The organism is Geobacillus sp. Manikaran-105 (assembly GCF_002809955.1).
Lineage (GTDB): Bacteria > Bacillota > Bacilli > Bacillales > Anoxybacillaceae > Geobacillus > Geobacillus thermophilus.
In genome coordinates this window covers 1-25,133 of the sequence record NZ_PIJG01000048.1, presented here as the reverse complement: position 1 = coordinate 25,133, position 25,133 = coordinate 1, and the positions used below count along the sequence as shown (strand labels likewise).

The 25,133-nt window shown below is 51.3% G+C and carries 43 protein-coding genes and 1 rRNA gene; 2 read left to right on the top strand and 42 right to left on the bottom strand.

Features of this window, described 5'->3' with window-relative positions; translation table 11 throughout:
* Nucleotides 1-59, bottom strand: a 16S ribosomal RNA gene (locus CV945_RS13425); the annotation flags it as partial.
* 381 nt (nucleotides 60-440) lie between these two features.
* Between CV945_RS13425 and pdaB the strand changes: the two genes are divergently transcribed.
* Complete coding sequence (pdaB, locus tag CV945_RS13420) at nucleotides 441-1,196, top strand: polysaccharide deacetylase family sporulation protein PdaB (protein WP_100659955.1); 756 nt, start codon at nucleotides 441-443, stop codon at nucleotides 1,194-1,196.
* 138 nt (nucleotides 1,197-1,334) lie between these two features.
* On the opposite strand, the gene CV945_RS13415 is transcribed toward pdaB, so the two are convergent.
* Nucleotides 1,335-1,940: a KinB-signaling pathway activation protein gene (locus CV945_RS13415; protein WP_033008717.1), complete on the bottom strand. Its 606-nt coding sequence runs from the start codon at nucleotides 1,938-1,940 to the stop codon at nucleotides 1,335-1,337.
* A gap of 153 nt (nucleotides 1,941-2,093) precedes the next feature.
* Here CV945_RS13415 and gerD point away from each other — a divergent pair, with 153 nt between their 5' ends.
* Complete coding sequence (gerD, locus tag CV945_RS13410) at nucleotides 2,094-2,717, top strand: spore germination lipoprotein GerD (protein ID WP_100659954.1); 624 nt, start codon at nucleotides 2,094-2,096, stop codon at nucleotides 2,715-2,717.
* Between the two features lie 104 nt (nucleotides 2,718-2,821).
* Here gerD and CV945_RS13405 read toward each other — a convergent pair whose 3' ends face one another.
* The 40 genes from CV945_RS13405 to CV945_RS17590 all read right to left on the bottom strand — a co-directional run.
* On the bottom strand, nucleotides 2,822-3,838 hold the full coding sequence (locus CV945_RS13405; RefSeq protein ID WP_033008706.1) for an Mrp/NBP35 family ATP-binding protein: 1,017 nt from the start codon (nucleotides 3,836-3,838) through the stop codon (nucleotides 2,822-2,824).
* A 250-nt stretch (nucleotides 3,839-4,088) separates the two neighbouring features.
* Nucleotides 4,089-4,805, bottom strand: a complete 717-nt coding sequence (gene cwlD / locus CV945_RS13400; RefSeq protein ID WP_033008702.1) for an N-acetylmuramoyl-L-alanine amidase CwlD — start codon at nucleotides 4,803-4,805, stop codon at nucleotides 4,089-4,091.
* Between the two features lie 66 nt (nucleotides 4,806-4,871).
* Entirely contained in the window at nucleotides 4,872-5,312 is a 441-nt protein-coding gene (locus CV945_RS13395; RefSeq protein ID WP_095858716.1) for a YbaK family protein, read from the bottom strand.
* Nucleotides 5,313-5,428: 116 nt separating this feature from the next.
* Nucleotides 5,429-5,821, bottom strand: a complete 393-nt coding sequence (gene rpsI, locus CV945_RS13390; protein WP_033008697.1) for a 30S ribosomal protein S9 — start codon at nucleotides 5,819-5,821, stop codon at nucleotides 5,429-5,431.
* Nucleotides 5,822-5,843: 22 nt separating this feature from the next.
* Nucleotides 5,844-6,281: a 50S ribosomal protein L13 gene (gene rplM / locus CV945_RS13385; protein WP_011229651.1), complete on the bottom strand. Its 438-nt coding sequence runs from the start codon at nucleotides 6,279-6,281 to the stop codon at nucleotides 5,844-5,846.
* A gap of 227 nt (nucleotides 6,282-6,508) precedes the next feature.
* Nucleotides 6,509-7,273 carry a tRNA pseudouridine(38-40) synthase TruA gene (gene truA / locus CV945_RS13380; RefSeq protein WP_033008695.1) on the bottom strand — a complete coding sequence of 255 codons (765 nt, stop codon included), beginning with the start codon at nucleotides 7,271-7,273 and terminating at the stop codon, nucleotides 6,509-6,511.
* A 12-nt stretch (nucleotides 7,274-7,285) separates the two neighbouring features.
* On the bottom strand, nucleotides 7,286-8,083 hold the full coding sequence (locus tag CV945_RS13375) for an energy-coupling factor transporter transmembrane component T family protein (protein WP_033008694.1): 798 nt from the start codon (nucleotides 8,081-8,083) through the stop codon (nucleotides 7,286-7,288).
* Nucleotides 8,076-8,948 carry an energy-coupling factor ABC transporter ATP-binding protein gene (locus CV945_RS13370; RefSeq protein WP_100659953.1) on the bottom strand — a complete coding sequence of 291 codons (873 nt, stop codon included), beginning with the start codon at nucleotides 8,946-8,948 and terminating at the stop codon, nucleotides 8,076-8,078. Before CV945_RS13370 ends, CV945_RS13375 begins: the two co-directional genes overlap by 8 nt.
* Complete coding sequence (locus CV945_RS13365; RefSeq protein WP_033008690.1) at nucleotides 8,924-9,763, bottom strand: energy-coupling factor ABC transporter ATP-binding protein; 840 nt, start codon at nucleotides 9,761-9,763, stop codon at nucleotides 8,924-8,926. Before CV945_RS13365 ends, CV945_RS13370 begins: the two co-directional genes overlap by 25 nt.
* 118 nt (nucleotides 9,764-9,881) lie before the next feature.
* Nucleotides 9,882-10,244 carry a 50S ribosomal protein L17 gene (gene rplQ, locus CV945_RS13360; RefSeq protein ID WP_033008689.1) on the bottom strand — a complete coding sequence of 121 codons (363 nt, stop codon included), beginning with the start codon at nucleotides 10,242-10,244 and terminating at the stop codon, nucleotides 9,882-9,884.
* 115 nt (nucleotides 10,245-10,359) lie between these two features.
* A complete protein-coding gene (locus tag CV945_RS13355) occupies nucleotides 10,360-11,304 on the bottom strand; it encodes a DNA-directed RNA polymerase subunit alpha (RefSeq protein WP_033008688.1) in 945 nt (314 codons plus the stop codon).
* A 173-nt stretch (nucleotides 11,305-11,477) separates the two neighbouring features.
* Nucleotides 11,478-11,867, bottom strand: a complete 390-nt coding sequence (rpsK, locus tag CV945_RS13350; protein ID WP_011229644.1) for a 30S ribosomal protein S11 — start codon at nucleotides 11,865-11,867, stop codon at nucleotides 11,478-11,480.
* 25 nt (nucleotides 11,868-11,892) lie between these two features.
* Complete coding sequence (gene rpsM, locus CV945_RS13345; RefSeq protein WP_008881920.1) at nucleotides 11,893-12,258, bottom strand: 30S ribosomal protein S13; 366 nt, start codon at nucleotides 12,256-12,258, stop codon at nucleotides 11,893-11,895.
* Between the two features lie 21 nt (nucleotides 12,259-12,279).
* Nucleotides 12,280-12,393 carry a 50S ribosomal protein L36 gene (gene rpmJ / locus CV945_RS13340; RefSeq protein WP_003247619.1) on the bottom strand — a complete coding sequence of 38 codons (114 nt, stop codon included), beginning with the start codon at nucleotides 12,391-12,393 and terminating at the stop codon, nucleotides 12,280-12,282.
* Nucleotides 12,394-12,428: 35 nt separating this feature from the next.
* Nucleotides 12,429-12,647 (bottom strand): translation initiation factor IF-1, encoded by a 219-nt coding sequence (infA, locus tag CV945_RS13335; protein WP_011229642.1) that lies wholly within the window; start codon nucleotides 12,645-12,647, stop codon nucleotides 12,429-12,431.
* Between the two features lie 209 nt (nucleotides 12,648-12,856).
* A complete protein-coding gene (map, locus tag CV945_RS13330) occupies nucleotides 12,857-13,597 on the bottom strand; it encodes a type I methionyl aminopeptidase (RefSeq protein ID WP_044746820.1) in 741 nt (246 codons plus the stop codon).
* Entirely contained in the window at nucleotides 13,594-14,247 is a 654-nt protein-coding gene (locus CV945_RS13325) for an adenylate kinase (protein WP_033008686.1), read from the bottom strand. Before CV945_RS13325 ends, map begins: the two co-directional genes overlap by 4 nt.
* A 43-nt stretch (nucleotides 14,248-14,290) precedes the next feature.
* A complete protein-coding gene (secY, locus tag CV945_RS13320; RefSeq protein WP_100659952.1) occupies nucleotides 14,291-15,583 on the bottom strand; it encodes a preprotein translocase subunit SecY in 1,293 nt (430 codons plus the stop codon).
* Entirely contained in the window at nucleotides 15,583-16,023 is a 441-nt protein-coding gene (gene rplO / locus CV945_RS13315) for a 50S ribosomal protein L15 (RefSeq protein WP_011229638.1), read from the bottom strand. The genes secY and rplO overlap by 1 nt, the downstream gene beginning before the upstream one ends.
* Nucleotides 16,024-16,043: 20 nt before the next feature.
* The gene (rpmD, locus tag CV945_RS13310) at nucleotides 16,044-16,232 is read right to left on the bottom strand and encodes a 50S ribosomal protein L30 (RefSeq protein ID WP_033008683.1); all 189 of its coding nucleotides are present in this window, start codon (nucleotides 16,230-16,232) and stop codon (nucleotides 16,044-16,046) included.
* Nucleotides 16,233-16,245: 13 nt separating this feature from the next.
* Entirely contained in the window at nucleotides 16,246-16,746 is a 501-nt protein-coding gene (rpsE, locus tag CV945_RS13305) for a 30S ribosomal protein S5 (protein WP_100659951.1), read from the bottom strand.
* 19 nt (nucleotides 16,747-16,765) lie between these two features.
* A complete protein-coding gene (gene rplR, locus CV945_RS13300; RefSeq protein WP_100659950.1) occupies nucleotides 16,766-17,128 on the bottom strand; it encodes a 50S ribosomal protein L18 in 363 nt (120 codons plus the stop codon).
* A gap of 33 nt (nucleotides 17,129-17,161) precedes the next feature.
* A complete protein-coding gene (gene rplF, locus CV945_RS13295; protein WP_100659949.1) occupies nucleotides 17,162-17,698 on the bottom strand; it encodes a 50S ribosomal protein L6 in 537 nt (178 codons plus the stop codon).
* Nucleotides 17,699-17,730: 32 nt separating this feature from the next.
* The gene (gene rpsH / locus CV945_RS13290) at nucleotides 17,731-18,129 is read right to left on the bottom strand and encodes a 30S ribosomal protein S8 (protein WP_012820490.1); all 399 of its coding nucleotides are present in this window, start codon (nucleotides 18,127-18,129) and stop codon (nucleotides 17,731-17,733) included.
* Between the two features lie 33 nt (nucleotides 18,130-18,162).
* A complete protein-coding gene (locus tag CV945_RS13285) occupies nucleotides 18,163-18,348 on the bottom strand; it encodes a type Z 30S ribosomal protein S14 (RefSeq protein ID WP_003247599.1) in 186 nt (61 codons plus the stop codon).
* 29 nt (nucleotides 18,349-18,377) lie between these two features.
* A complete protein-coding gene (gene rplE / locus CV945_RS13280; RefSeq protein WP_033008675.1) occupies nucleotides 18,378-18,917 on the bottom strand; it encodes a 50S ribosomal protein L5 in 540 nt (179 codons plus the stop codon).
* A gap of 27 nt (nucleotides 18,918-18,944) precedes the next feature.
* Nucleotides 18,945-19,256 carry a 50S ribosomal protein L24 gene (gene rplX / locus CV945_RS13275; RefSeq protein ID WP_011229631.1) on the bottom strand — a complete coding sequence of 104 codons (312 nt, stop codon included), beginning with the start codon at nucleotides 19,254-19,256 and terminating at the stop codon, nucleotides 18,945-18,947.
* 36 nt (nucleotides 19,257-19,292) lie between these two features.
* Nucleotides 19,293-19,661: a 50S ribosomal protein L14 gene (gene rplN / locus CV945_RS13270; protein WP_011229630.1), complete on the bottom strand. Its 369-nt coding sequence runs from the start codon at nucleotides 19,659-19,661 to the stop codon at nucleotides 19,293-19,295.
* 48 nt (nucleotides 19,662-19,709) lie between these two features.
* Nucleotides 19,710-19,973, bottom strand: a complete 264-nt coding sequence (gene rpsQ / locus CV945_RS13265; protein WP_033008672.1) for a 30S ribosomal protein S17 — start codon at nucleotides 19,971-19,973, stop codon at nucleotides 19,710-19,712.
* A gap of 22 nt (nucleotides 19,974-19,995) precedes the next feature.
* Nucleotides 19,996-20,196, bottom strand: a complete 201-nt coding sequence (gene rpmC / locus CV945_RS13260) for a 50S ribosomal protein L29 (RefSeq protein ID WP_011229628.1) — start codon at nucleotides 20,194-20,196, stop codon at nucleotides 19,996-19,998.
* Nucleotides 20,196-20,621 (bottom strand): 50S ribosomal protein L16, encoded by a 426-nt coding sequence (gene rplP / locus CV945_RS13255; RefSeq protein ID WP_011229627.1) that lies wholly within the window; start codon nucleotides 20,619-20,621, stop codon nucleotides 20,196-20,198. Before rplP ends, rpmC begins: the two co-directional genes overlap by 1 nt.
* Before the next feature lie 2 nt (nucleotides 20,622-20,623).
* Nucleotides 20,624-21,280, bottom strand: a complete 657-nt coding sequence (gene rpsC / locus CV945_RS13250) for a 30S ribosomal protein S3 (protein WP_033008670.1) — start codon at nucleotides 21,278-21,280, stop codon at nucleotides 20,624-20,626.
* A gap of 3 nt (nucleotides 21,281-21,283) precedes the next feature.
* The gene (gene rplV, locus CV945_RS13245) at nucleotides 21,284-21,625 is read right to left on the bottom strand and encodes a 50S ribosomal protein L22 (protein WP_033008668.1); all 342 of its coding nucleotides are present in this window, start codon (nucleotides 21,623-21,625) and stop codon (nucleotides 21,284-21,286) included.
* A gap of 18 nt (nucleotides 21,626-21,643) precedes the next feature.
* Nucleotides 21,644-21,922 (bottom strand): 30S ribosomal protein S19, encoded by a 279-nt coding sequence (gene rpsS, locus CV945_RS13240; RefSeq protein WP_003247570.1) that lies wholly within the window; start codon nucleotides 21,920-21,922, stop codon nucleotides 21,644-21,646.
* Nucleotides 21,923-21,955: 33 nt separating this feature from the next.
* Entirely contained in the window at nucleotides 21,956-22,786 is an 831-nt protein-coding gene (rplB, locus tag CV945_RS13235; protein WP_011229623.1) for a 50S ribosomal protein L2, read from the bottom strand.
* 27 nt (nucleotides 22,787-22,813) lie between these two features.
* Complete coding sequence (gene rplW, locus CV945_RS13230; RefSeq protein WP_033008663.1) at nucleotides 22,814-23,101, bottom strand: 50S ribosomal protein L23; 288 nt, start codon at nucleotides 23,099-23,101, stop codon at nucleotides 22,814-22,816.
* On the bottom strand, nucleotides 23,101-23,724 hold the full coding sequence (rplD, locus tag CV945_RS13225; protein ID WP_100659948.1) for a 50S ribosomal protein L4: 624 nt from the start codon (nucleotides 23,722-23,724) through the stop codon (nucleotides 23,101-23,103). Before rplD ends, rplW begins: the two co-directional genes overlap by 1 nt.
* Nucleotides 23,725-23,753: 29 nt before the next feature.
* Nucleotides 23,754-24,395, bottom strand: a complete 642-nt coding sequence (gene rplC / locus CV945_RS13220; protein WP_033008659.1) for a 50S ribosomal protein L3 — start codon at nucleotides 24,393-24,395, stop codon at nucleotides 23,754-23,756.
* Nucleotides 24,396-24,415: 20 nt separating this feature from the next.
* The gene (gene rpsJ, locus CV945_RS13215) at nucleotides 24,416-24,724 is read right to left on the bottom strand and encodes a 30S ribosomal protein S10 (protein ID WP_008881945.1); all 309 of its coding nucleotides are present in this window, start codon (nucleotides 24,722-24,724) and stop codon (nucleotides 24,416-24,418) included.
* A 114-nt stretch (nucleotides 24,725-24,838) separates the two neighbouring features.
* A partial coding sequence (locus CV945_RS17590; RefSeq protein ID WP_232722159.1) for a hypothetical protein occupies nucleotides 24,839-25,133 on the bottom strand: 295 nt, incomplete at its 5' end.

Genomic DNA, 25,133 nt, shown 5'->3' with positions numbered 1-25,133 from the left:
TGCATGTATTAGGCACGCCGCCAGCGTTCGTCCTGAGCCAGGATCAAACTCTCCAAAGAAAGTTGATTGGCTTTTGCTTCGGCCCATGCGGACCTCCGCATTTCGTCGCGCTTTGTTTCGTTCAGTTTTCAAGGAACGCTGTAAGTTGTCCTTTGTAAACAGCTCTTTTATATTATCATAACACTTTTTTGATGTCAACCACTTTTTTGCTTCGCTGTTGCCAAACTGCTTTTCCGAACAGCGACGTTTAAAAATATACCACTTTACCTCCAAAAATGCAAGATAATATTTTTAGGAAGTTTGCGGATCCCAATCCATGTTTATCCCCACCCCCGCTTTTGCCTACTCTGGCGCCAAGGAGTGGCAATTATGTTTCATAACCGCCATAGACCGCCGCATAAGATGTACATAGGACAACTGTTTAGGGAGGGATGGAAGCCATGTTTTACGCACTAAATGGGCGGACATTGAAAAAAGCTCTCATTATTATTTGTTCTGCTTTTTTCACTGCGGTCATCCTATACGCTTATGAAATGAACCGACCCGTGTTTTCGCTTTCCTCTGGGCCTAAGGCCGTGTACAAGGTGGACAATGACCGCGATGAGGTGGCATTGACGTTTGACATTAGCTGGGGGGATGAGAACGCGGAAAAAATTTTGGACGTATTGAAACAACACGGGATTAAAAACGCAACCTTTTTTTTATCAGCCTCATGGGCTGAACGCCATCCGTCCGTCGTAAAGCGGATCAAAGAGGAAGGGCATGAAATCGGCAGCATGGGGTATAATTTTGTCAATTATGCAGAACTCGAGAACGCTAAAATCCGCCAAGATTTAATGATGGCGGAGAAAGTGTTCGACATGTTAGGTGTGAAAAACGTCGAGTTGCTGCGCCCCCCGGGAGGGAATTTTAACAAAAAGGTGCTAAAACTTGCGGAGTCTCTCGGCTATACGGTTGTGCATTGGAGCGTTGACTCGAAGGACTGGCTGAATCCCGGCACAGAGCAAATTGTCGCCAACGTCACAAGCAATTTGGAGCCGGGCGATATTGTGCTCCTTCACGCGTCCGACTCGGCCAAACAAACGGCAAAGGCGCTGCCGAAAATTATTGCAGCCATGAAAGAAAACGGCTATAAAAACGCCAGCCTCTCTGAGCTGCTGGCCAACGGTGAAGCAGAAAGCAAAGGGATCGACTAAAAAGGGCGGGAGGCGGGTTTTCGCCTAAAAGCCGCCAGCCTTCCCTCAAGACTTTAGCATGGCCGCTGCAGTTGGATGATATCCTGATCATGTTTCCTTTTAGAATGAGCGGCCCGACAAAAAAGAACAGGCGGCGCTTTACGCGGACGATCCTGCGCCGCCTGTCAATTTATGCAGTATAAGAAGTTGATATGCATTGCATACTAGTAACGGAATCAGCATCAAATATAACCAGTCTCGGTCATTGATGCGCAAAACGGGAAACCATTCAATCACCGTTACCACGACCATAAAGAACAGCGCCGGGACGAATGCCCCTTTGTTCGTCTGCGCGCTTTTTATGTAGGCAACGGCTAAGCCAACCGCCAAAATAAACAAGGCGGTCAATACATACGGGATGATCGAATCGCCTTTATCCGCAAACACCATGTAGCGGAAATAGACTAGATCGAACAGCACGAACATGATCAAAACTAGCTGGACAGCGTTCCAGAGGGAACGGAACATGCCAAGTCCGAACCGATGGACGGTCAAATAGGCAAAAAAGCCCGCCTGGCTGATGACGCTGAAAATAAAGCCGACGCCGACATGCCAAAGCAATACGGCAAGAAATTCAATGACCTCGAAACGTACAAGGAGATGTCCAAACTCTTTCCAATTCAAAACTATCCCGACGGCTGCTGTCGCGATTCCGCCGATCAGCAGCGTGGTCAAAAATAAACGCACCCATTTGCGGCTGTTCACAGTTTGTTTCATCCTCCATTATTCAACATAGCCCGCTTAACATTTTACCAGCACCCTCTTGAAAAAGCCAGCTTCCATTCAGCCAAATGCATATTTTTTTCCCCAACATTCATATTAAAGGTGAGGGATTTTTGCAGAAAGGAGCTCATTTTTATGACCAAGTGCCTAATGCTCCTCTTGCTCAGTTTTCTCGTGCTCAGCTCATGTGCTCCCCAAGAAATCAGCCCTCCTCCCCCGGATTATGACGAAACGAAAAAAATGGTCGTCGACATTTTAAAAACAGATGAGGGGAAAAAGGCGATTCAAGATATTATGGCGGAAGACCAAATGAAGCAGCAACTTGTGATGGATCAAGCCGCTGTGAAAGATACACTCGAAAAGGTGCTGACATCGGAACAAGGGAAAAAATTTTGGGAAACCGCTTTAAAAGACCCGAAATTTGCCGAAAGCTTTGCCAAGGGACTGCAAAAGGAACATGAAAAAATGATAAAAGCGCTGATGAAGGATCCCGACTATCAACAGATGATGATGGACATTTTAAAAGATCCAGAAATGGAAAAGGCCATGATCGAAGTAGTGAAAAGCAAAGAGTTCCGCCAACACTTGCAAAAGGTAGTTACAGAAACGCTAAACAGCCCGCTGTACCAAGCCAAAATTCAAGATATGCTGACAAAAGCGGCGGAATCGCTCCAACAAGGCGCTGAAAAACAAGGAGAAGGGGAAGGAGAAGAAGGGGAAGAAAGCGGCGGAGGCAACCAACAAGGCGGGGGAGGATAATCAATCAAAAAAAGGTGTCCGGCGGGGGACGGGATCGCAACGTTCCAAAGAGCAGGCGATGCAATGCAGTTCCGCGCCATCGGACACCTTTTTCGTTATTCCCCTTAATATTTCTCCGCTATTTTGCGGGCGATGTCCATATAAATTTTTCCGATCGGATGATCTTCGGCGTAAATGGACGGAGCGAAATCATCATCGTTCCAGTCCGGCTGCTGAAGGGGCAGCTGCCCGAGCAACTCCGTGTTCAGCTCCTTTGCCAGCTTTTCCCCGCCGCCTTTGCCAAAGACGTATTCCCGCTCACCCGTTTTCCGGCTTTCGTAATACGACATATTTTCAATGACACCGATAATTTCGTGGTCGGTGCGCAGCGCCATCGCTCCGGCGCGGGCGGCGACAAACGCGGCGGTCGGGTGCGGAGTGGTGACGATAATTTCTTTGCATGACGGCAAAAGCGTGTGCACGTCTAACGCGACATCGCCGGTGCCTGGAGGCAAGTCGAGCAGCAAGTAATCCAAGTCGCCCCACTCAACTTCTTTGAAGAAGTTGTTCAGCATTTTTCCAAGCATCGGGCCGCGCCAAATGACCGGAGCATTGTCCTCGACGAAAAAGGCCATCGAAATGACTTTCACCCCAAACCGCTCGACGGGGATGATTTTATCGCCCCGCACTGTCGGACGCTGAGTAATTCCCATCATGTCTGGAACGCTAAACCCATAAATATCGGCGTCGATCAACCCGACTTTTTTGCCAAGCCGGGCGAGCGCGACCGCTAAGTTGACGGAAACCGTTGATTTTCCGACGCCGCCCTTGCCGCTGGCGATGGCGATATACGTCGTTTTTTGCGGATTGTCGCTGTATTTCTCAACCACTTCGCGCGGCAGTTCGGCAAACCGCAAGCCGACGGATGCGGCGCCAGCCTCTTTCAGCTGCTGGACGATCGCCGTTTGCACGCGCAGTTGGTCAGGCGTGCCGGTTTTGGCAAGCGCGATCTTTACGCTGACATGGTTTTTCTCTTCCTTAATTTTAATTTCTTGAATGGCGTTTGTTTCCTTAAAGGTCTTGTTTAAAAACGGGTCTTTCATGTTTTCAAGAATGGCTCGCACTTCGTTTTCCGTCAGCATCGTATTCACCAACCCTTTTTCAAATCAATAGTTCCCTTATATATTTACTATACCATAAACCGCCAGATGGCTTCCATTTCGGCCCCCTGCCTGTCCCGGCTTTTCGACATTCGTTACATTGAGTGTTCTTTTCAGATGTATGAATGGCGATGGCGCGCTTTTGGACGGGGGAGAACGGTTCTCTCGCCTTGGCCGTTCTTCCCCGCTTGGAAGCAGGGCCTTTCCCGCTTCGGGACGATAAAAAACCTCGCTATTCGCGAGGGGTAGGTTCGTTCGAAAAGTAACGCAGCACTCCTTTGTAAATCGAGGCGGCGAGTTTCGTCTGGTAATGGTCAGAGGCGAGCAGCTCCCGCTCGTCCGGATTCGATAAAAATCCAACTTCAACGAGCGCTCCGGGCTTTTTGGCATGTTTTAGCAAATAAACGGTATCAATCATTTTCGCTACCCGGTGGGTGTTTTCCAAGTTGCGCCGCAACTCGGCTTGGATGAATTTGGCGAGCCGCTCGTTTTCGATGAGCGAGCCGTAATAAAACGTCTGTGCCCCCCGCCAGCGCGGGGATGGAATGGCATTGAGGTGAATGCTGATAAACAAATCCGCATCGGAATGGTTAATGAATGATGTTCGTTCGTGCAAATCTTCCGTTTTCCGCCGGCTGTAGCCGCGCGTGGACGGGCTGGCCAAATCGCGGTCTGTCTCCCGCGTCATCAGAACGAGCGCTCCTTGTTGCTGCAAGTAGTCCCGCAATTTTTTCGCGACGTTGAGCGCGATTTCTTTTTCCAGCACCTCGCCACCGACCGCCCCGCCATCCGGCCCGCCATGGCCGGGGTCTAGGACGATAATTCGCCCGGACAATGGGAGATTCCACGGTTTTGTTGAGGTCAGATCAGAAAATAAAGACGGAAATAACAAAATTCCCGCAATGGCAGCCGCGGCAAAGGCGACAAGCCACTTCCATTTTTCTTTCATCGTTTCTCCTCCCGCACGTTTCCCTTCTCTATCTTATATGGGACAAGGGGCGGGAATAGAACTTATTCAGTGAAGTTTTAGGCGGCGCCGTTTTTTTCCCCGTTCAAACCCTTCGGTCCACCAGCCGACGATATATTGCTCGCAGGCGTAATAGAGCGACTGGCCGAGCAGATCGTCGTCGATGTTGCCCCAAAAGCAGAGAAAATCAAAAAGTGTGTCAATTAAATATTTCTCCTCTTGCGCGCAACGTCGGCGCACGCTGTCCACAGACTCCCCATAATAGCCGAACCGGCTGTAATGGGCGCCGAGCAAATACGCTTCAATGGCCAGATCAATGCAGCCTTCCTCAACAGTAGATGGGAAAATCCGGTACATTTGATAGAAAGGGGTAAAATGTTCCAACACTTTGGCCCGCAATTTCTCCAGCGACAACTCCCGCAGCATTTTCCGCTCATAGCGGAGCTGCTTTTCCTGCCTTTTTTCCGCGAATGAAGTGATGACTGTCATCGTGTTTCACGCTCCTTTACGATGTAGTGTTTAACGATCGAACGCAAACATGCGCGCGGGCCAAAGGCAGAAATAAGCAAAAAACCCAGCCAAACTGGCTGGGTTGGACAACACGGTTAACGTTTCGAGAACTGCGGAGCGCGGCGGGCGCCTTTGAGCCCGTATTTTTTCCGCTCTTTGACGCGGGCATCGCGCGTCAGCAAGCCAGCGCGCTTCAATACGGTGCGGAATTCCGGATCGACTTGAAGCAACGCGCGGGCGATGCCGTGGCGAATGGCGCCCGCTTGGCCGGCAAATCCGCCGCCGTGAACGTTCACCAACACGTCGTAGCTGCCGAGCGTTTCTGTCAGTACAAGCGGTTGCTTTACCATTTCGATAAGCGCTTCTGTCGGAATATATTCACGAATGTCTTGTTTGTTGACGATGATGCGTCCATCGCCCGGGACGAGGCGGACGCGAGCAACCGAGCTTTTGCGACGACCTGTACCGTAATATTGTACTTGTGCCAAAATAAATACCCTCCCTTGTCAATTATCCGCGAAGTTCGTATACTTCCGGTTTTTGCGCTTGATGCGGGTGTTCGCTTCCGCGGTAAACATGCAGTTTTTTGAACATTTGACGGCCAAGGCTGCCTTTTGGAAGCATGCCGCGCACCGCCCGTTCAATCATTTGTTCCGGATAATTCGTGCGCATTTCGAGCGCCGTTCTCACTTTCAAACCGCCTGGATATAAGCTGTGGCGATAGTACAATTTTTTCGTTAACTTTTTCCCTGTCAGTTCCACTTTGTCAGCATTGATGACGATCACATGATCCCCGCAGTCAACGTGCGGAGTGAATGTCGGTTTATGTTTGCCGCGCAACAGCGCTGCGACTTCGCTGGCCAGACGACCCAACGTTTTGCCGGCTGCGTCGACAACGTACCATTTACGCTCTACTTCATTCGGTTTCGCCATATAAGTCGTACGCAATGTAGTTCCCTCCTAAAAAGAAAAATGAACAAGTAAAGTTGTTTATTTCAACACGATTGCTGTCCGGGGCTAATCGTGGAAAATACATGCCATATGATATAATAGCTTGCCGGAACGCCAATGTCAAGAAGATGTTACACGGGGACTCGTTGTCTTCACTTATGGCGCCCCGGTTTTTTGTCATCTAAAAGCGTGAGACGACTTTCGAACACGGTGTTCACCACCGGTCAACTGACGGCGAAAAACTCATCATCATAGTACACCCGCCATAAATACAATCCTTCCGCCGGCGCCGTCGGGCCAGCGAGTCTCCGGTCTTTGGCTGCAAGCAATGCTGCAATGTCTGCCGGGGACCGCCTCCCTTGGCCAATTTCAAGCACTGTGCCGACGATGATGCGCACCATGTTGTACAAAAAGCCGCTGCCGATGAACCGGAATTCCATCATCGAACCGTCGGTTTCCACCTCTGCCTGGTAAATGGTGCGTATGCGATCCTCCATTTCCGTTTTGGCGGAGCAGAAGCTCGTAAAGTCATGCGTCCCGATCAGTTGGCGAAGCGCTTCATCCATGGCGCCGATATGCAGCGGGTATGGATGCCACGCGCAGTAATGGCGGCGAAAGACGTCGCGGTCGGCGGCAGTCCACACTTTGTAGCGGTACTCTTTTGCCTTGGCCGAAAAGCGGGCATGAAAGGTGCTGTCTGCCTCCTCTGCCGAACGAACGGCGATATCGTCCGGAAGCTGGGCGTTTAACGCTCTTTTCCACTGTTCAGGAGAAAGCACAAGCGCCGTATCGAAGTGGATGACTTGCCCATAGGCGTGAACCCCGGCATCCGTCCTCCCGGAAGCCGTTACACGCACGGCTTTCCCTTTATGCATCCGTTTGAGCACTTCCTCAATCTCGCCTTGCACCGTCCGTTTTCCCGGCTGAATTTGATAACCGGAAAAATGGGTGCCGTCATACGCTACCACGCATTTGATCCGTCTCGTCATGGCCTTCCTCCGCTATGAGCGTAATAAAAAGAGCAACAGCGCCAGCAGGGCCGTAGCGGCTAACAACACGGTGTCTGCCGGCTTCCAAGCAAGCTGGCGGAGTTTCGTCCGCCCTTCGCCGCCGCGGTAGCCGCGCGCTTCCATCGCCGTCGCCAGCTCATCCGCCCGCTTGAACGAACTGATAAACAGCGGCACAAGAAGCGAGACGATCGCCTTCATCCGCTCAGAGAACCGGCCGCCGGAAAAGTCGACGCCGCGGGCGGCTTGCGCTTTCATAATTTTTTCTGTTTCTTCCATTAAAGTTGGAATGAAGCGGAGCGAAATCGCCATCATTAAGGCGAGCTCATGAACCGGCACGCGCCATTTTTTCAATGGACTAAGCAAGCTTTCGACGCCATCGGTCACTTCAATCGGCGTTGTCGTCAGCGTCAGCATCGTCGTCATGAGCACAAGGAGCAAAAATCGCATGGAAATAAAAATTCCTTGCCGAATGCCGCCTTCGTAAACGGACAGCGCGCCAATCCGGTAGAGGACATCCCCTTCTTTCGTCATCAATACATGCAATAACAACGTAAACAACACGACCCATAAAATCGGCTTTAAGCCGCGCAAAATGAAAGAAAGCGGGATGCGCGACAGGGCTGCAAAAGCAAACGTAAACAACGACAGCACCGCATACGTCACTGCATTATTCGCCAAAAAAACGATGAAAACATAGGCGAATACGATCAGCAGCTTCGCCCGCGGATCTAAGCGGTGAATGAGCGAATGGCCGGGCACGTATTGCCCGATAATGAAATGATTAGTCATGAATGCTCACCCTAGAAAACAGTTGCTGGATGGCCTCCACCGTCTGTTCGATCGTCAAACACGGAGAGGGAATGGCGACCCCAAACCGCGCTTCCAGCTCCCGCTTCAACTTGACCGTCTCCGGTACGCTAAGGCCAATGGCGGCAAGCCGATCGGCATCGCGGAACACCTCTTCCGGCGCTCCCTGCCCCCACACCGTCCCTTCATGCATGACGATGATTTGGTCGGCATAGCGGGCGGCATCTTCCATACTATGAGTCACGAGCACCGTTGTTAACCGTTTTTCGCAATGAAGACGGTAAAACATCTCCATAATCTCTTTTCGCCCGCGTGGGTCCAGCCCAGCGGTCGGTTCATCAAGCACCAGCACTTCCGGTTCAAGCGCCAGCACGCCGGCAATGGCGACGCGCCGCATTTGCCCGCCGCTTAAATCGAACGGCGATTTGGCCAACACATCCTCGCTGAGCCCGACTAGTTTGATAAGCTCTCGCGCTTTCCGTTTCGCCTCTTCTTCGGAAACGCCGAAATTAAGCGGGCCAAAACAAATATCCTTCTCGACCGTTTCCTCAAACAACTGGTGTTCCGGAAATTGGAACACAATCCCAACCTTTTTGCGCAGCGGTTTGAGCTGCTTCGGCCGCTTGTCGCCGGTGACGATCTCATCGCCGATTTTTATCGTGCCGCTTGTCGGTTGCAGCAAGCCGTTTAAGTGTTGAAGGAGCGTCGATTTGCCCGAACCGGTGTGGCCAACGATGGCGACGTATGCCCCGCTGGGAATCGACACATTCACATTATACAGCGCCCGGCGGGCGAGCGGCGAACGGGCATTGTATACATGTTCTACTTTTTCGAATACAATGTCCATAGCTCTTCGACCAACTCCTCCGTCGTCAAGTGTGCGGAACGAAGCGGAATGCCTTGTTCCCGCAAACGGCTGCCCATTTTCACGGCAAACGGCAAATCAAGGCCGATGCGCTCGAGCTTGCCCCCAAGCCGAAAGATTTGCTCCGGCGTCCCTTCCGCCATGACCTCACCTTTGTTCATCACGATGATGCGGTCGGCTTTCGCCGCTTCCTCCAAATCGTGCGTGATCGACAATACTGTAATGCGCTGTTGCCGGTTCAAGCGGCGAACCGTCTCGAGCACCTCTTCCCTTCCCCGCGGGTCGAGCATCGATGTCGCTTCATCCAAAATGATCATATCAGGGTGAAGCGCCAAAATGCCGGCGATAGCGACACGCTGCTTTTGCCCGCCGGAAAGCCGGTGCGGCTCGTGTTCGAGAAACGCCTCCATATGCACCAGGCGGATGGCTTCACGGATGCGCTCAATCATTTCATCGCGCGGAACACCATTATTTTCAAGGGCAAAGGCGATATCATCCTCGACAGTTGTCCCGACAAATTGGTTATCTGGATTTTGAAACACCATGCCGACGCGCCGGCGCACCTCCCAGACGGTCGTTTCATCGAGAGGGCGCCCAAACAGGCGAATGACGCCCCGCTCCGGCCGAAGCAAACCGATTAACAGCCGGGCAACGGTCGACTTGCCGGATCCGTTATGGCCGACAATCGCCAGCCACTCCCCGCGTCCGGCCTGGAAGCTCACGTTTTGCACTGCATACTCCGATTGGTTCGGATAACGGAAATACACTCCTTCGATCGAAAGGATCGGTTCGGCCATGATTGTTTCTCCTCGCCTTGGCACGTTTCCGGCCGTGCCTTGCTAAATGATGGTAAACAAAAAAAGGGCATAGATCCAGTTCAAACGAAACTGTCTCGCCCTTGTTGAAATGAAACCGTTACACGAGCTCAATAATGACCATCGGCGCCCCGTCTCCGCGGCGAGGACCAAGTTTCATAATGCGTGTATAGCCGCCTTGGCGGTCTTGGTAGCGCGGCGCAATGTCACTGAACAGCTTTTGCAGTGCATCTTGGCCGGTTTCACTGTTGGCGACTTCCTTGCGGATAAATGCCGCTGCTTGACGACGGGCATGCAAATCGCCGCGTTTGCCGAGCGTGATCATTTTTTCGATAACCGAGCGCAATTCTTTTGCTCGCGCTTCCGTCGTTTCGATGCGTTCATTGATGATTAAATCTGTCGCTAAATCGCGAAGCAATGCTTTCCGTTGAGAAGTCGTGCGTCCTAGTTTTCTGTACGACATCAAATGTCCCTCCCTTTTAAAATGATGTGTTCCTCATTGCTGTCGTAGTCGATCGGCGCTTAATGCCAAATCTATGGCCAACGCGCATGTCCGCCCCACCGGGCGGGGCTGGCGCTTAATCGTCTTTACGGAGGCTAAGCCCCAGCTCCGCTAACTTCGCTTTCACTTCTTCGAGCGATTTGCGGCCGAGGTTGCGCACTTTCATCATATCCTCTTCCGTTTTTTGCGTCAGCTCCTGAACGGTGTTAATGCCGGCACGCTTCAAGCAGTTGTAGGAACGGACAGACAGATCGAGCTCCTCGATCGTCATTTCCAGCACTTTTTCTTTTTGATCGTCCTCTTTCTCTACCATGATTTCAGCATTTTGCGCTTCATCCGTCAAGCCGACAAAAATGTTCAAGTGCTCGGTTAAAATTTTCGCCCCAAGGGAAATGGCTTCTTTCGGCCCGATGCTCCCATCGGTCCAAACGTCGATCGTCAATTTGTCATAGTCGGTCACTTGGCCGACCCGTGTATTTTCGACCTGATAGGAAACACGGGAGACCGGCGTATAGATGGAGTCGATCGGAATCACGCCGATTGGCTGGTCCTCGCGCTTGTTCGCCTCGGCCGGGACATACCCACGTCCCCGTCTGGCGGTCATGCGCATGCGCAGGCGACCGCCTTCCGCCAGCGTAGCAATATGAAGGTCCGGGTTTAAAATTTCTACATCGCTGTCGTGAGTAATATCGGCAGCCGTGACAACTCCTTCACCCTGCACATCAATTTCCAACGTTTTCTCTTCGTCTGAATAAATCTTCAACGCCAATTTTTTGATATTCAAGATGATGGCTGTCACATCCTCGACGACGCCGTCAATCGTTGAAAACTCGTGCAGTACACCGTCGATTTGCACCGATGTCACAGCCGCACCAGGGAGTGAAGACAATAGGATACGACGTAAGGAGTTCCCTAAAGTTGTACCATATCCACGCTCAAGCGGTTCGACGACGAATTTGCCGTATTTGGCATCTTCGCTCAGTTCGACCGTTTCAATTTTCGGCTTTTCAATTTCAATCATCGATTATTATACCCTCCTTCAAAACGTCGAGACCCCGACCAAACGGTACACGCCTAATAACATTCCCCCATGAATCTCTCTCTTTCAGCTTGCCGGCGGCCAAAGCCGGCTTCCCTGTCACGGTCTTTATCATATCCCATTATTGACAATGGTTCAAATTCTATACAGGGGCGTTACACGCGGCGACGTTTTGGCGGACGGCATCCATTGTGCGGGATTGGAGTGACGTCTTTGATCGCCGTAATTTCCAACCCGGCTGCCTGCAACGCACGGATCGCTGCCTCACGGCCAGCCCCCGGACCTTTGACGTTCACTTCGACCGTTTTCATGCCGTGTTCCATCGACGCTTTCGCTGCCGCTTCGGCTGCCATTTGCGCCGCAAACGGCGTCGATTTACGCGAGCCTTTGAATCCGAGCGAACCGGCGCTCGCCCAGGCGATGGCGTTGCCATGAACGTCCGTAATCGTCACGATCGTGTTGTTGAAAGTCGAACGGATATGAGCGATGCCAGTGTCAATATTTTTTCTCACCCGGCGTTTGCGAGTGTTTGTTCTGCGTGCCATTCGTCAAATGACCTCCTTTGCGTGATTATTTTTTCTTATTCGCTACCGTACGGCGCGGACCTTTGCGCGTGCGGGCATTGTTTTTCGTGTTTTGGCCGCGAACCGGCAATCCGCGGCGATGGCGGAGTCCGCGATAGCAACCGATTTCCATCAGCCGTTTAATGTTTAACGATACTTCGCGGCGCAAATCCCCTTCCACTTTTAAGCGGCCGACGATTTCGCGAATGCGGCCAAGCTCTTCTTCCGTTAAGTCACGGACGCGCGTGTCTTCCGATACCCCTGCTTCTTTTAAGATTTTTTGCGCCGTTGGTTTGCCGATCCCGTAAATGTATGTTAACGAAATGACTACGCGCTTGTCGCGCGGAATGTCAACACCTGCAATACGTGCCATCGTAGTACACCTCCTTGGAAATTACCCTTGACGTTGTTTGTGTTTTGGATTTTCACAAATGACCATGACTTTGCCGCGTCTGCGAATAACTTTGCATTTTTCGCAAATCGGTTTGACAGATGGTCTCACTTTCATGTTGTTTACCTCCTTATTAAACGGAGTGCAATCTTTTATTTATACCGATACGTGATTCGTCCACGCGTCAAATCATAGGGCGACAATTCCACCGTCACTCGGTCGCCGGGCAAAATGCGGATGAAGTGCATGCGGATTTTGCCGGACACATGGGCCAATACCGTATGCCCATTTTCTAATTCTACACGAAACATCGCATTTGGCAATGTTTCAATGACGGTGCCTTCTACTTCAATGACATCGTCTTTTGCCATCGAGCGGCTCCCCCTCCTTCGAATGAGTAACATTGTGTTACGCAAAACCGGACGGACATAAGGCGGCGCAATTGTCCACGGTGAACGGGAAGGTCGGTAAGCGGCCGCCTTGATCGCGGAATCGACAAAACAGCTTTAGACAACTGCAAACGTTGAAAACGGTTCGCCGATCTGCCCGAGCGCCTCGAGGCGGCTCTACCTCGATCCGTTCACGTTAAAATTTCATAGCCATTTTCCGTAATCACAATCGTATGTTCAAAATGGGCACACCGTTTTCCGTCCGCCGTCACGACGGTCCAGTCATCAGCCAACGTTTTGACATGGCGGCTGCCCGCATTGACCATCGGTTCGATGCATAGCGTCATCCCCGGACGCAAAATCGGCCCTTTATTCGGCGGCCCATAATGCGGGACTTGCGGGTCTTCATGTAAGTGTTGACCAATTCCATGCCCCACATACTCGCGAACGACGGAAAAATGGTGCGCTTCAACATACGTTTGAATCGCATGAGAAATGTTCGTCAAACGAGCGCCTGGCTTCGCCTCGGCGAGTCCGACATACAACGATTGTTCTGTTACGTCGAGCAGCCGCTTCGTCTCCGCATCGATCTCCCCAACGGGATACGTCCAGGCGGAGTCGGCGTGATACCCTTCATACTGGGCGCCCACATCGATCGTAATAATGTCGCCCTCGCATAACACGCGGTCGCCGGGAATGCCGTGCACAAGCTCCTCATTGACTGAAGCGCAAATGCTTCCCGGGAACCCTTGGTATCCTTTAAACGATGGAACGGCGCCATGGGAACGAATCACTTCCTCCGCGATGGCATCCAGTTCCTTTGTCGTGACCCCGGGGCGAATATGGTTTTTCAACTCTTCCAACGTAGCGGAAACAATTTTTCCAGCCTCGCGCATGAGGGCGATTTCGTGCGCGGTTTTGCAAATGATCATCGAGCAAGTCCCCCGAGCAATTCACGAATATCGGCAAACACCTTTTCCATGTCCTGTTCGCCGTTAATGTGGCGCAAATAGCCTTTTTGTTCGTAAAAGTCAAGGAGCGGCTTCATTTGTTTCATATTCACTTCGAGCCGGTTCGCCACTGTCGCTTCGTTATCATCGGCGCGCTGGTACAATTCCCCCCCGCACTTATCGCAAACACCCGGTTTCGCCGGCGGATGAAAAACAAGATGGTACGTCGCTCCGCAGTTGCGGCAAATCCGTCTGCCGGTCAAGCGCTCCATTAAAACGTCTTGGCGGACATCGATATGGATGACATAGTCAAGTTTGCGGCCGATGTCGGCCAACATCGTTTCTAGCGCCTCCGCTTGAGCGACCGTGCGCGGGAATCCATCGAGCAAAAAACCGTTTTGGCAATCGTCTTTGCTCAGCCGTTCACGGACAATGCCGATCGTCACTTCATCCGGAACAAGGTCGCCGCGGTCCATATATTGCTTCGCTTGAAGCCCTAGCGGCGTTCCTTCCTTCATCGCCGCCCGAAACATATCGCCCGTTGAAATGTGCGGAATACCGTAAGCCGCTACGATTTTCTCGGCCTGCGTGCCTTTGCCGGCACCCGGAAGCCCCATCAGCACTAAATTCATCCTAACTCCCCCTATCGGCAAGGGATGCCCGCTCTTGCCTTCTTTATTTGATGAATCCACGGTAATGACGTTTCACCAGCTGGCTCTCAAGCTGTTTCATTGTCTCCAGCGCCACGCCGACGACAATGAGCAAGCTCGTACCGCCAATTTGCGCAGAAGGTGGCAAGTTCGCAACGTTCACGAAGAACACCGGCAGCACGGCAATGACCGCTAAAAAGACAGAGCCGACGAGCGTCAGCCGGTACAAAATTCTCGTTACATACTCTTGTGTATTCTTTCCAGGACGGATGCCTGGAATGTAGCCGCCTTGCTTCTTCAAATTCTCCGCCATTTGCTCCGGGTTGACTTGGACGAACGCATAAAAGTACGTAAACGCGATAATAAGCACGACGTAAATCGTCATGCCAATCGGATGGGTATAATCAAACGTTCGGCGAATCCACAATGTTACATCATTCGTACCAAAAAACGATGCGATCGTCGGTGGTGCAATTAAAAATGAGATCGCAAAAATCACTGGAATAACCCCGGCCGGGTTCACTTTTAACGGCAAGTGGGTGGAATGGCCGCCAACCGGACTCCGGCCTTCAAGCCGTTTGGCATATTGGATCGGAATTTTCCGGAACGCCTGCTGGATGTAAATGACCCCAACGATGACGGCGATGACCGCCAACGCCACGAGCAGGAGCCGGACGATGCGCAAAAACAAATCTTCCCCGACATTTTCAAACTGCTGGGCGTAGATTTGGTTTAGGACTGTCGGAATGCCGGAGACGATCCCTGCAAAAATAATGATCGAAATCCCATTTCCGACGCCTTTGGCGGTGATTTGCTCACCGAGCCACATTAAAAATGCGGTGCCGGCCGTCAAGACGACCGCGATCAGCAAATACGTGCCGATGCCCGGATTTCGAATGAGCATCCCGCCGGCTAAATTGTTGAAGCCGTACGACATGCCGAGCGCTTGGATAAACCCGAGCACGACCGTGAAATAGCGGGTAAACTGAGCTAATTTACGCCGGCCAACCTCGCCTTGCTTCGACCATTCTGTAAATTTCGGAACGACGTCCATTTGCAGCAGCTGGACGATAATCGACGCGGTGATGTAGGGCATAACCCCCATGGCAAAAATTGAAAAGTTTTGCAGCGCCCCGCCGCCAAAAATGTTCAGGACGCCGAACGAATTTAATTCATCTTGCAGCTTGAGCACATCGGTGTTCACGCCCGGAACCGGGATGAACGTTCCGATGCGGAACACGATCAGCATAAGAAGAGTGAAAATGATTTTGTTTCGAATATCACTGACGCGCATAAAGTTGGAGATTGTCCGAAACATTAAATCACCTCAGTTTTACCGCCAGCCGCTTCAATGGCCTCTTTCGCCGATGCTGAGAATTTATGTGCTTTGACCGTCAGTTTTTTCTCGATTTGGCCTTTGCCTAAAATTTTCACACCCGATTTCAACTTGCTAATAACGCCCGTTTCAAGGAGCAATTCCGGCGTTACTTCCGTTCCGTCTTCAAAACGGTTCAGTTTTTCCAAGTTCACGACTGCATATTCTTTCCGGTTGATGTTCGTGAAGCCGCGCTTCGGCAAACGGCGGAACAACGGCGTTTGACCGCCCTCAAAACCGAGGCGAACCCCTCCACCCGAGCGGGCATTTTGACCTTTTTGACCACGTCCGGACGTTTTGCCGTTGCCTGACCCGATCCCGCGGCCAACGCGGACCGCTTTCTTCCGGGAACCCGGCGCTGGTTGCAATTCATGAAGTTTCATGGCGAAGCACCTCCTTACGATTATTCCTCAATTTCTTTCACTTTGACCAGATGAGCGACTTTGTTGATCATCCCGCGGATGGCAGGATTGTCGTTATGGACGACCGTTTGATGCATTTTCCGCAAGCCGAGCGTTCTGACGGTAATGCGCTGATCTTCCGGACGGCCAATCACGCTGCGCGTGAGGGTAATCGCCAGTTTTTTTGCCATGATCGTTCCCTCCTTATCCTAACAGTTCCTCGACTGTTTTGCCGCGCAATTTTGCTACGTCTTCGGCGCGTTTTAATTGTTTCAACCCATCGAACGTGGCGCGCACCATGTTGATTGGCGTGTTCGAGCCGATCGATTTTGACAAAATGTCGCTGATGCCCGCCAGCTCTAATACGGCACGGGCCGGACCGCCGGCGATAACCCCGGTACCTTCAGAGGCCGGTTTTAAAATGATTTCCCCAGCGCCGAAGTGGCCGATGACTTCATGTGGAATCGTTGTGCCGACGATCGGCACTTCAATTAAGTTTTTCTTCGCATCTTCAATGGCTTTGCGGATCGCTTCCGGAACTTCTTGCGCTTTCCCGGTGCCAAATCCGACGTGGCCGTTTTTATCGCCGACGATGACGAGAGCTGAAAAGCGCAGGCGACGTCCGCCTTTCACGACTTTTGCTACACGGTTGACCGCGACTACACGCTCTTCGAGTTCGAGTTTATTTGGATCGATACGACGCATCGTTGTCCCTCCTTTGTGATTAGAATTCCAGACCGGCTTCGCGGGCGGCATCCGCTAGTGCTTTCACCCGGCCATGGTACAAATATCCGCCGCGATCGAAGACGACTTGTTTGATGCCTTTTTCCAACGCCCGTTTGGCGACAAGTTCGCCGACTTTTTTCGCCGCCTCAATGTTGTTCGTCGAATCTAAGCCGAACTCTTTATCCAATGTCGACGCGCTGACAATCGTTGCTGATTTTGTATCATCAATAATTTGTGCATAAATATGTTTGTTCGAACGGAACACGCTCAACCGCGGACGTTCAGTCGTGCCGAAGATTTTTTTCCGGATGCGCGCGTGTCTTCTTTTGCGGACCGCGTTTCGGTCAACTTTTGTGATCATCGAGTGTCACTCCTTTCGCTTCGCTATGCCGCGTTATTTACCAGTTTTGCCTTCCTTCAGGCGCACCAATTCGCCTTCGTAGCGAATGCCTTTGCCTTTATACGGCTCCGGCGGGCGTACAGCACGAATGTTGGCTGCCAATTCGCCGACGCGTTGTTTGTCTGCCCCTTTGACGATAATTTTCGTTTGGGACGGCACTTCGATTTCGAGCCCTGCTTCTGGCTCAATTTCTACCGGATGGGAGTAACCAACGTTCAACACAAGCTTTTTCCCTTGTTTGGACGCCCGGTACCCGACACCAACGAGTTCGAGCGCTTTTTCATACCCTTTCGAAACGCCTTCGACCATGTTGGCGAGCAAGCTGCGCGTCGTGCCGTGGAGCGCGCGGTGATGTTTTTCATCGCTTGGGCGCGTAACGGTGATCACATTGCCCTCAACAGTGATCGTCATATCCGGATGGAACGTGCGGGTTAATTCCCCTTTCGGCCCTTTGACCGTAACGGTATTGCCGTTCACAGTAACGGTGACACCGGCAGGAATTTCAATTGGTTTTTTGCCGACACGTGACATGTCAAACACACCTCCATTCTTGAGCAAATAAATTACCAAACGTAGGCGATTACTTCGCCGCCCGTGCCTTTTTGCCGTGCTTCTTTGTCCGTTAAGATGCCTTGCGATGTCGAAAGAATCGCGATGCCTAAGCCGTTTAAGACGCGCGGCACTTCATGAGCCTTGACGTATACGCGCAAACCGGGTTTGCTGATGCGTTTCAGCCCTGTAATGACGCGTTCATTGTTCGGGCCGTACTTCAAGAAGATGCGGAGAATGCCTTGTTTGTTGTCTTCGATATATTCATAATCACGAATAAACCCTTCGCGCTTTAAAATTTCGGCGATTTCCCGCTTGATTTTCGAAGCCGGGACTTCGAGCTTTTCGTGACGAACCATATTCGCATTCCGAATGCGGGTCAGCATATCAGCAATTGGATCTGTCATCACCATTTTGTTTTACCTCCTTCCCAATCAATGGGTTGATTACCAGCTGGCTTTTTTGATGCCAGGAAGTTGACCTTTATATGCGAGTTCACGGAAACAAATACGGCAAAGTTTAAACTTGCGGTAAACCGAATGCGGGCGGCCGCAGCGCTCGCAGCGGGTATACGCTCTTACTTTAAACTTCGGCGTCCGTTTTTGTTTCGCGATCATCGATTTTTTAGCCACGATTTCGCCTCCCTTGCCTTATGGGATCATTATTTTTGGAATGGCATGCCCAGCAACGCCAGCAGTTCACGCGCTTCTTCGTCCGTGTTGGCCGTTGTGACGATCACGATATCCATGCCGCGCACTTTGTTCACTTTATCGTAGTCAATCTCCGGGAAAATGAGCTGCTCTTTAATGCCGAGCGTATAGTTGCCGCGGCCATCGAACGCTTTTTTCGATACCCCGCGGAAGTCGCGCACGCGCGGGAGCGAGACCGAGATCAACTTATCAAGAAATTCATACATCCGTTCACCGCGCAACGTTACTTTTGCACCGATCGGCATCCCTTGGCGGAGACGGAAGCCCGCAATCGATTTTTTCGCGCGCGTCACAACCGGACGCTGGCCGGCGATCAACGTCAGCTCTTCGACGGCGCTGTCTAATGCTTTCGGGTTTTGCACCGCGTCGCCGACACCCATGTTGATGACGATTTTTTCGATTTTCGGCACTTGCATGATCGATTTATAGTTGAACTTGCTCATCAGAGCAGGAACGACTTCTTTTACATACTTCTCTTTTAGGCGGTTCATAAAGGTACCTCCTTTCCTGCGTCACGATTATTTATCTAAAATCTCTCCGGATTTTTTCGCGTAGCGCACTTTTTTACCATCGACAATTTTGTAGCCGATGCGCGTCGGTTCGCCTGTTTTCGGATCTAACGGCATCACTTTTGACACATGGATCGGCGCCTCTTTTTCAATGATGCCGCCTTGCGGATTCGCTTGCGACGGTTTCGCATGCTTTTTCACAATGTTGACGCCCTCAACGATGACGCGGTTTTTCTTCGGAAACGCCGCCAGGATGACGCCTTGTTTGCCTTTGTCTTTGCCGGAGATTACTTGCACTTTGTCACCTTTTTTTACATGCATCGCATTCGCACCTCCTTGAAACGTGCTTCCATCCCATCAGATAACTTCCGGGGCTAACGAAATGATTTTCATGAAATCTTTGTCGCGCAGTTCGCGGGCAACCGGCCCAAAAATACGCGTGCCGCGCGGGCTTTTGTCATCGCGAATGATGACGCAGGCGTTCTCGTCAAAACGGATATATGAACCGTCCGGACGGCGCACCCCGCGTTTTGTGCGGACGACCACCGCTTTTACGACTTGACCTTTTTTAACAACGCCACCTGGCGTCGCATCTTTAACCGTAGCGACAACAACATCGCCGATGTTCGCATAGCGGCGGCCCGAGCCTCCGAGCACTTTAATGACAAGCACTTCGCGTGCGCCAGAGTTATCAGCTACTTTTAAGCGAGATTCTTGTTGAATCATCGACGAAACCTCCTTTCGGACTTATCTCCCCGACCTGGAATGAAATGATTACAGCACAACTGCTTTTTCAACGATCTCGACGAGGCGGAACCGTTTCGTTGCCGACAGCGGGCGGGTTTCCATGATTTTGACGATGTCGCCCACTTTCGCTTCGTTATGTTCGTCATGCGCTTTATATTTTTTCGAATATTTCACGCGCTTGCCGTATAACGGATGTTTTTTGTACGTTTCAACCAAAACGGTAATCGTTTTGTCCATTTTGTCTGATACGACCCGTCCGACGTACACTTTGCGTTGATTGCGTTCGCTCATTCCGCAAACCTCCTCTCAAACATTATTTATTGGCAGCGAGCTCACGTTCGCGAATGATCGTTTTCATACGGGCGATGTCTTTGCGCACTTGGCGGATGCGCGCCGTGTTTTCCAGTTGGCCCGTCGCCAGCTGGAAGCGAAGGTTGAACAGCTCTTCCTTCAACGCTTTAATTTTTTGTTCGATTTCGGCAGTGGTTAACTCACGGATTTCTTTCGCTTTCATTACGCTTCACCACCAGTTTCTTCACGTTTTACGAATTTGCATTTGATCGGAAGTTTGTGAGAAGCCAAACGCAACGCTTCACGTGCCACTTCCTCGGAAACACCGCCCACTTCAAACATCACTTTGCCTGGTTTGACAACCGCAACCCAGCCTTCCGGAGCCCCTTTACCGGAACCCATCCGCACTTCAAGCGGTTTCGCTGTGTACGGTTTCGAAGGGAAAATGCGAATCCATACTTTTCCGCCCCGTCTCATGTAGCGGGTCATTGCCCGACGGGCGGCCTCAATTTGCCGGTTCGTAATCCAAGCCGATTCCAGCGCTTGCAGGCCGAATTCACCGAAATGAACTTCCGTACCGCCTTTGGCGCGGCCTTTCATCCGTCCGCGATGTTCACGGCGATATTTGACGCGTTTTGGCATTAACATGATTATTTTCCTCCTTCCTCAGCTTTTTTCTTTGTCGGAAGGACTTCCCCACGGTAAATCCATACTTTCACGCCGATTTTTCCGTACGTCGTATCGGCTTCTGCCGTCGCATAGTCAATGTCAGCGCGCAGCGTATGGAGTGGAACCGTCCCTTCGCTGTAATGTTCCGAACGTGCAATCTCTGCACCGCCTAAGCGGCCGGACACCATCGTTTTGATCCCTTTCGCCCCGGCGCGCATCGCCCGTTGAATCGCTTGTTTTTGCGCCCGGCGGAACGATACACGGTTTTCAAGCTGGCGGGCAATATTTTCCGCAACAAGTTTCGCATCCAAATCCGGTTTTTTGATTTCAACGATGTTGATGTGAACGCGTTTGCCGGTCAATTGCGTGAGCGCTTTGCGGAGCGCTTCCACTTCCGAACCGCCTTTCCCGATGACCATGCCCGGTTTCGCCGTATGGATCGTCACGTTAACGCGGTTGGCGGCGCGTTCAATCTCTACGCGGGAAACGGCTGCGTCCTGCAAACGTTTGTTGATGTATTCACGGATTTTTAAGTCCTCATGCACGAGGTCTGCATAGTCTTTTTCCGCATACCATCTCGATTCCCAGTCACGAATGATGCCGATGCGCAGACCGATCGGATTGACCTTTTGACCCACGGATTATCCCTCCTTCTTTTCTGACACGACGATTGTAATATGGCTTGTGCGTTTATTAATGGCGCTTGCCCGGCCCATCGCACGCGGACGGAAACGTTTCAACGTTGGACCTTCATCAACGTACGCTTGGGAAATGACCAGGTTGTTGACGTCCATGTCATAGTTGTGTTCAGCGTTGGCAACAGCCGATTTCAACACTTTTTCAATGATCGGGGAAGCCGCTTTTGGCGTGTGGCGCAAAATCGCGAATGCTTCGCCCACTTCCTTCCCACGGATCAAGTCAATGACTAAGCGCGCTTTACGAGGAGCGATGCGAACGGTTCTCGCAACAGCTTTAGCTTGCATATCCAGAACCTCCTCTCATTACCGTTTTGTTTTCTTGTCATCGCCAGCATGGCCGCGGAACGTGCGCGTCGGCGCAAATTCACCCAATTTGTGCCCGACCATGTCTTCTGTGATGTATACCGGTACATGTTTGCGGCCGTCATATACGGCGATCGTATGGCCGACAAACTGCGGGAAGATCGTCGAACGGCGAGACCATGTTTTGATCACTTGTTTTTGCCCAGTTTCATTGAGCTTTTCGATTTTTTTCATCAAATGTTCATCGCAAAACGGACCTTTTTTTAAGCTGCGACCCATAAGTGAACCTCCCTTCTGAATTGCGCTCGTTCATTATTTCTTACGGCGGCGAATGATGAATTTATCCGATTTGTTTTTCTTTTTGCGCGTTTTGTATCCGAGCGTCGGTTTGCCCCACGGCGTCATCGGCGACTTGCGTCCGATCGGTGCTTTTCCTTCACCACCGCCGTGCGGATGATCAACCGGGTTCATAACCGAACCGCGAACAGTCGGACGGATGCCTAACCAGCGAGCACGCCCTGCTTTCCCGATGTTGACAAGTTCGTGCTGCTCGTTGCCGACTTCACCGACAGTAGCGCGGCATTTGCCCAAAATCATGCGCACTTCGCCCGAAGCGAGGCGAACGATGACATATTTGCCTTCTTTCCCGAGCACTTGCGCCGACGTTCCGGCTGCGCGCACCAATTGCCCGCCACGGCCCGGCTTCAATTCGATGTTGTGGACAAGCGTACCGACCGGGATGTTTTCAAGCGGCAATGCATTCCCGATTTTAATGTCCGCATCCGGACCCGACATGATTTCCATGCCGACTTTTAAGTTTTTCGGCGCGATGATGTACCGTTTTTCACCGTCAGCATAGTTGATGAGCGCGATGTTCGCCGAGCGGTTCGGATCGTACTCAATCGTAGCAACGCGTCCTGGAATTCCATCTTTGTCACGCTTAAAGTCGATGATCCGGTATTGACGCTTATGACCCCCGCCTTGATGGCGAACAGTAATTTTCCCTTGGTTGTTGCGGCCTGCTTTTTTCTTTAATGGAGCAAGCAGCGATTTTTCCGGCTGGTCTGTCGTGATCTCCGAGAAATCAAGCACCGTCATGCCGCGACGGCCGTTCGATGTCGGTTTGTATTTTTTAATCGCCATCGGAATGTCCCTCCTTCACTTTTAGTCTTACACTTCAAACAGTTCGATTTCTTTGCTGTCCGGCGTCAGCGTGACGATCGCTTTGCGGCGGCGGTTCGTATAGCCGCTGTAGCGGCCGACGCGTTTAAATTTCCCTTTATAGTTCATGATGTTGACTTTCTCGACTTTGACGCCAAAAATTTTCTCGACCGCGTCTTTCACTTCCGTTTTGTTCGCTTTGACGTCGACCTCAAACGTATATTTCTTTTGCCCGATCAAATTCATTGTGTTTTCCGTGATGATGGGGCGCTTAATAATGTCGCGAGGGTCTTTCATTATGCAAGCACCTCCTCTACTTTCTCCACGGCCGCCTTCGTAATGACGAGCTTATCGTGGTTTAACACGTCAAGCACGTTGATGCCGTTGGCCGGAACGACTTTGACGCCCGGGATGTTGCGCGCCGACAAATATACATTCTCATTGAGCTCGTCGGTTACAATCAATGCTTTCCGGTCCACTGCGAGATTGTTTAAAATTTTGACCATTTCCTTCGTCTTCGGTGCTTCAAGCAACAATTGGTCCAGTACCACGATGTCGTTTTCGAGCACTTTTGAAGACAATGCCGATTTGATCGCTAAACGGCGGACTTTTTTCGGCAATTTGTAGCTGTAGCTGCGCGGAACCGGACCAAAGACCGTGCCGCCGCCACGCCATTGCGGAGCGCGAATCGAACCTTGGCGGGCGCGTCCTGTCCCTTTTTGACGCCACGGTTTGCGGCCGCCGCCGCTCACTTCCGCGCGGTTTTTCGTTTTGTGCGTTCCTTGGCGCATCGAGGCGCGCTGCATAATGACAGCTTCGAACAATACGTGTTTATTCGGTTCAATCCCAAAAACGGCATCGTTCAGCTCGATTTCTCCGACTGTCTGCCCGTTTTGGTTATATAATGCTACTTTTGGCATTACGTAGTTCCTCCTTTCTCGGCCAAATGTTATTTCGCCTTCGCTTTCGCTTTAACGGCGCTTTTTACGATCACTAATCCTTTTCTCGGGCCCGGTACGTTCCCTTTGATGAGCAACAAGTTACGTTCCGGATCGACCTTGACAATTTTCAAGTTTTGAATCGTCACACGCTCGCCGCCCATGCGTCCCGGCAAGTTTTTCGTTTTGAATACGCGGTTTGGCGCGATGGCACCCATCGAACCCGGGCGACGATGATAGCGAGAACCGTGAGCCATTGGCCCGCGCGACTGGCCGTGGCGCTTAATGGCCCCTTGGAACCCTTTCCCTTTGGAAATGCCTGTGACATCGACGATGTCGCCTTCGCTGAAAATGTCCACTTTTACTTCTTGGCCCACTTCATACTCATTGATGTTGGCGCCGCGAATTTCACGAATGAAGCGCTTAGGTGCCGTGTTTGCTTTGGCAGCATGGCCAATTTGCGGTTTGTTGGCGCGTTTTTCGCTAATATCTTCAAACCCTAATTGGATCGCTTCATAACCGTCGTTTTCGATCGTTTTCTTTTGCAACACGACGTTTGGTGTTGCATGGATGACAGTAACCGGAATCAAATCGCCATTTTCCGCAAATATTTGCGTCATACCGATTTTTCTGCCTAAGATTCCCTTCGTCATTCGTCACACCTCCTAATCGATTAAAGTTTAATTTCAATATCAACGCCCGACGGCAAATCCAGCCGCATCAACGAATCAACCGTTTGCGGAGTCGGATTGATAATGTCAATCAAACGTTTGTGTGTCCGCATTTCGAATTGTTCACGAGAGTCTTTGTACTTGTGAACGGCACGCAAAATCGTATAGACCGTTCTTTCCGTCGGCAGCGGGATCGGCCCCGACACTTTCGCCCCAGAACGTTTTGCCGTTTCGACGATTTTCTCTGCCGATTGATCTAAAATTCGATGATCATAAGCCTTTAAACGAATACGGATTTTTTCTTTTGCCATTTTGGTTTCCCTCCTTCTTCGCCTATTTTGAAAATAGACTTCTCCATGGAAATTTCCTGCACACCGCCGTGGCAAAGCGGCCGGGTGTGTCAGCAACCTTCCACTTCATCGCAGTCAAAGACCAACATTTGATATTATACTCGTATGTAAGCGAGATTGCAAGTGATTTCTTCGCTTTTCCCACACTTCCTCATTATACATAGCGGCCGCCTCATTTTCAATAAGACACCCAAACGGTGAAGTTTGGCAAAACCGCGTCAAAGATTGAAAGAACGGTGATGAATAGGATTCTCTGGCAGCCAGGATAAAGAAAAAAAGGGGCTGACCCAAAACGCGAATGCGTTTTGGGATCAGCCCCCACTTTTTTGCCTCAAATATAGAAGAATCGCCCTTTTTTCTGGTAGAATAG

Bases quoted from the DNA above. Each gene is read 5' to 3' on its own strand.
- pdaB (WP_100659955.1), top strand. From the start codon at position 441: ATGTTTTACGCACTAAATGGGCGGACATTGAAAAAAGCTCTCATTATT.
- gerD (WP_100659954.1), top strand. From the start codon at position 2,094: ATGACCAAGTGCCTAATGCTCCTCTTGCTCAGTTTTCTCGTGCTCAGC.
- CV945_RS13405 (WP_033008706.1), bottom strand. From the start codon at position 3,838: ATGCTGACGGAAAACGAAGTGCGAGCCATTCTTGAAAACATGAAAGAC.
- cwlD (WP_033008702.1), bottom strand. From the start codon at position 4,805: ATGAAAGAAAAATGGAAGTGGCTTGTCGCCTTTGCCGCGGCTGCCATT.
- CV945_RS13395 (WP_095858716.1), bottom strand. From the start codon at position 5,312: ATGACAGTCATCACTTCATTCGCGGAAAAAAGGCAGGAAAAGCAGCTC.
- truA (WP_033008695.1), bottom strand. From the start codon at position 7,273: ATGACGAGACGGATCAAATGCGTGGTAGCGTATGACGGCACCCATTTT.
- CV945_RS13375 (WP_033008694.1), bottom strand. From the start codon at position 8,083: ATGACTAATCATTTCATTATCGGGCAATACGTGCCCGGCCATTCGCTC.
- CV945_RS13370 (WP_100659953.1), bottom strand. From the start codon at position 8,948: ATGGACATTGTATTCGAAAAAGTAGAACATGTATACAATGCCCGTTCG.
- CV945_RS13365 (WP_033008690.1), bottom strand. From the start codon at position 9,763: ATGGCCGAACCGATCCTTTCGATCGAAGGAGTGTATTTCCGTTATCCG.
- rplQ (WP_033008689.1), bottom strand. From the start codon at position 10,244: ATGTCGTACAGAAAACTAGGACGCACGACTTCTCAACGGAAAGCATTG.
- CV945_RS13355 (WP_033008688.1), bottom strand. From the start codon at position 11,304: ATGATTGAAATTGAAAAGCCGAAAATTGAAACGGTCGAACTGAGCGAA.
- rpsK (WP_011229644.1), bottom strand. From the start codon at position 11,867: ATGGCACGCAGAACAAACACTCGCAAACGCCGGGTGAGAAAAAATATT.
- rpsM (WP_008881920.1), bottom strand. From the start codon at position 12,258: ATGGCACGTATTGCAGGTGTTGACATTCCGCGCGACAAGCGCGTAGTC.
- rpmJ (WP_003247619.1), bottom strand. From the start codon at position 12,393: ATGAAAGTGAGACCATCTGTCAAACCGATTTGCGAAAAATGCAAAGTT.
- infA (WP_011229642.1), bottom strand. From the start codon at position 12,647: ATGGCAAAAGACGATGTCATTGAAGTAGAAGGCACCGTCATTGAAACA.
- map (WP_044746820.1), bottom strand. From the start codon at position 13,597: ATGATCATTTGCAAAACCGCGCACGAAATCGCCCTCATGCGCGAGGCT.
- CV945_RS13325 (WP_033008686.1), bottom strand. From the start codon at position 14,247: ATGAATTTAGTGCTGATGGGGCTTCCGGGTGCCGGCAAAGGCACGCAG.
- secY (WP_100659952.1), bottom strand. From the start codon at position 15,583: ATGTTTCGGACAATCTCCAACTTTATGCGCGTCAGTGATATTCGAAAC.
- rplO (WP_011229638.1), bottom strand. From the start codon at position 16,023: ATGAAACTTCATGAATTGCAACCAGCGCCGGGTTCCCGGAAGAAAGCG.
- rpmD (WP_033008683.1), bottom strand. From the start codon at position 16,232: ATGGCAAAAAAACTGGCGATTACCCTCACGCGCAGCGTGATTGGCCGT.
- rpsE (WP_100659951.1), bottom strand. From the start codon at position 16,746: ATGCGTCGTATCGATCCAAATAAACTCGAACTCGAAGAGCGTGTAGTC.
- rplR (WP_100659950.1), bottom strand. From the start codon at position 17,128: ATGATCACAAAAGTTGACCGAAACGCGGTCCGCAAAAGAAGACACGCG.
- rplF (WP_100659949.1), bottom strand. From the start codon at position 17,698: ATGTCACGTGTCGGCAAAAAACCAATTGAAATTCCTGCCGGTGTCACC.
- rpsH (WP_012820490.1), bottom strand. From the start codon at position 18,129: ATGGTGATGACAGATCCAATTGCTGATATGCTGACCCGCATTCGGAAT.
- rplE (WP_033008675.1), bottom strand. From the start codon at position 18,917: ATGAACCGCCTAAAAGAGAAGTATGTAAAAGAAGTCGTTCCTGCTCTG.
- rplX (WP_011229631.1), bottom strand. From the start codon at position 19,256: ATGCATGTAAAAAAAGGTGACAAAGTGCAAGTAATCTCCGGCAAAGAC.
- rplN (WP_011229630.1), bottom strand. From the start codon at position 19,661: ATGATTCAACAAGAATCTCGCTTAAAAGTAGCTGATAACTCTGGCGCA.
- rpsQ (WP_033008672.1), bottom strand. From the start codon at position 19,973: ATGAGCGAACGCAATCAACGCAAAGTGTACGTCGGACGGGTCGTATCA.
- rpmC (WP_011229628.1), bottom strand. From the start codon at position 20,196: ATGAAAGCGAAAGAAATCCGTGAGTTAACCACTGCCGAAATCGAACAA.
- rplP (WP_011229627.1), bottom strand. From the start codon at position 20,621: ATGTTAATGCCAAAACGCGTCAAATATCGCCGTGAACATCGCGGACGG.
- rplV (WP_033008668.1), bottom strand. From the start codon at position 21,625: ATGCAAGCTAAAGCTGTTGCGAGAACCGTTCGCATCGCTCCTCGTAAA.
- rpsS (WP_003247570.1), bottom strand. From the start codon at position 21,922: ATGGGTCGCAGCTTAAAAAAAGGTCCGTTTTGCGATGAACATTTGATG.
- rplB (WP_011229623.1), bottom strand. From the start codon at position 22,786: ATGGCGATTAAAAAATACAAACCGACATCGAACGGCCGTCGCGGCATG.
- rplW (WP_033008663.1), bottom strand. From the start codon at position 23,101: ATGAAAGACCCTCGCGACATTATTAAGCGCCCCATCATCACGGAAAAC.
- rplD (WP_100659948.1), bottom strand. From the start codon at position 23,724: ATGCCAAAAGTAGCATTATATAACCAAAACGGGCAGACAGTCGGAGAA.
- rplC (WP_033008659.1), bottom strand. From the start codon at position 24,395: ATGACGAAGGGAATCTTAGGCAGAAAAATCGGTATGACGCAAATATTT.
- rpsJ (WP_008881945.1), bottom strand. From the start codon at position 24,724: ATGGCAAAAGAAAAAATCCGTATTCGTTTAAAGGCTTATGATCATCGA.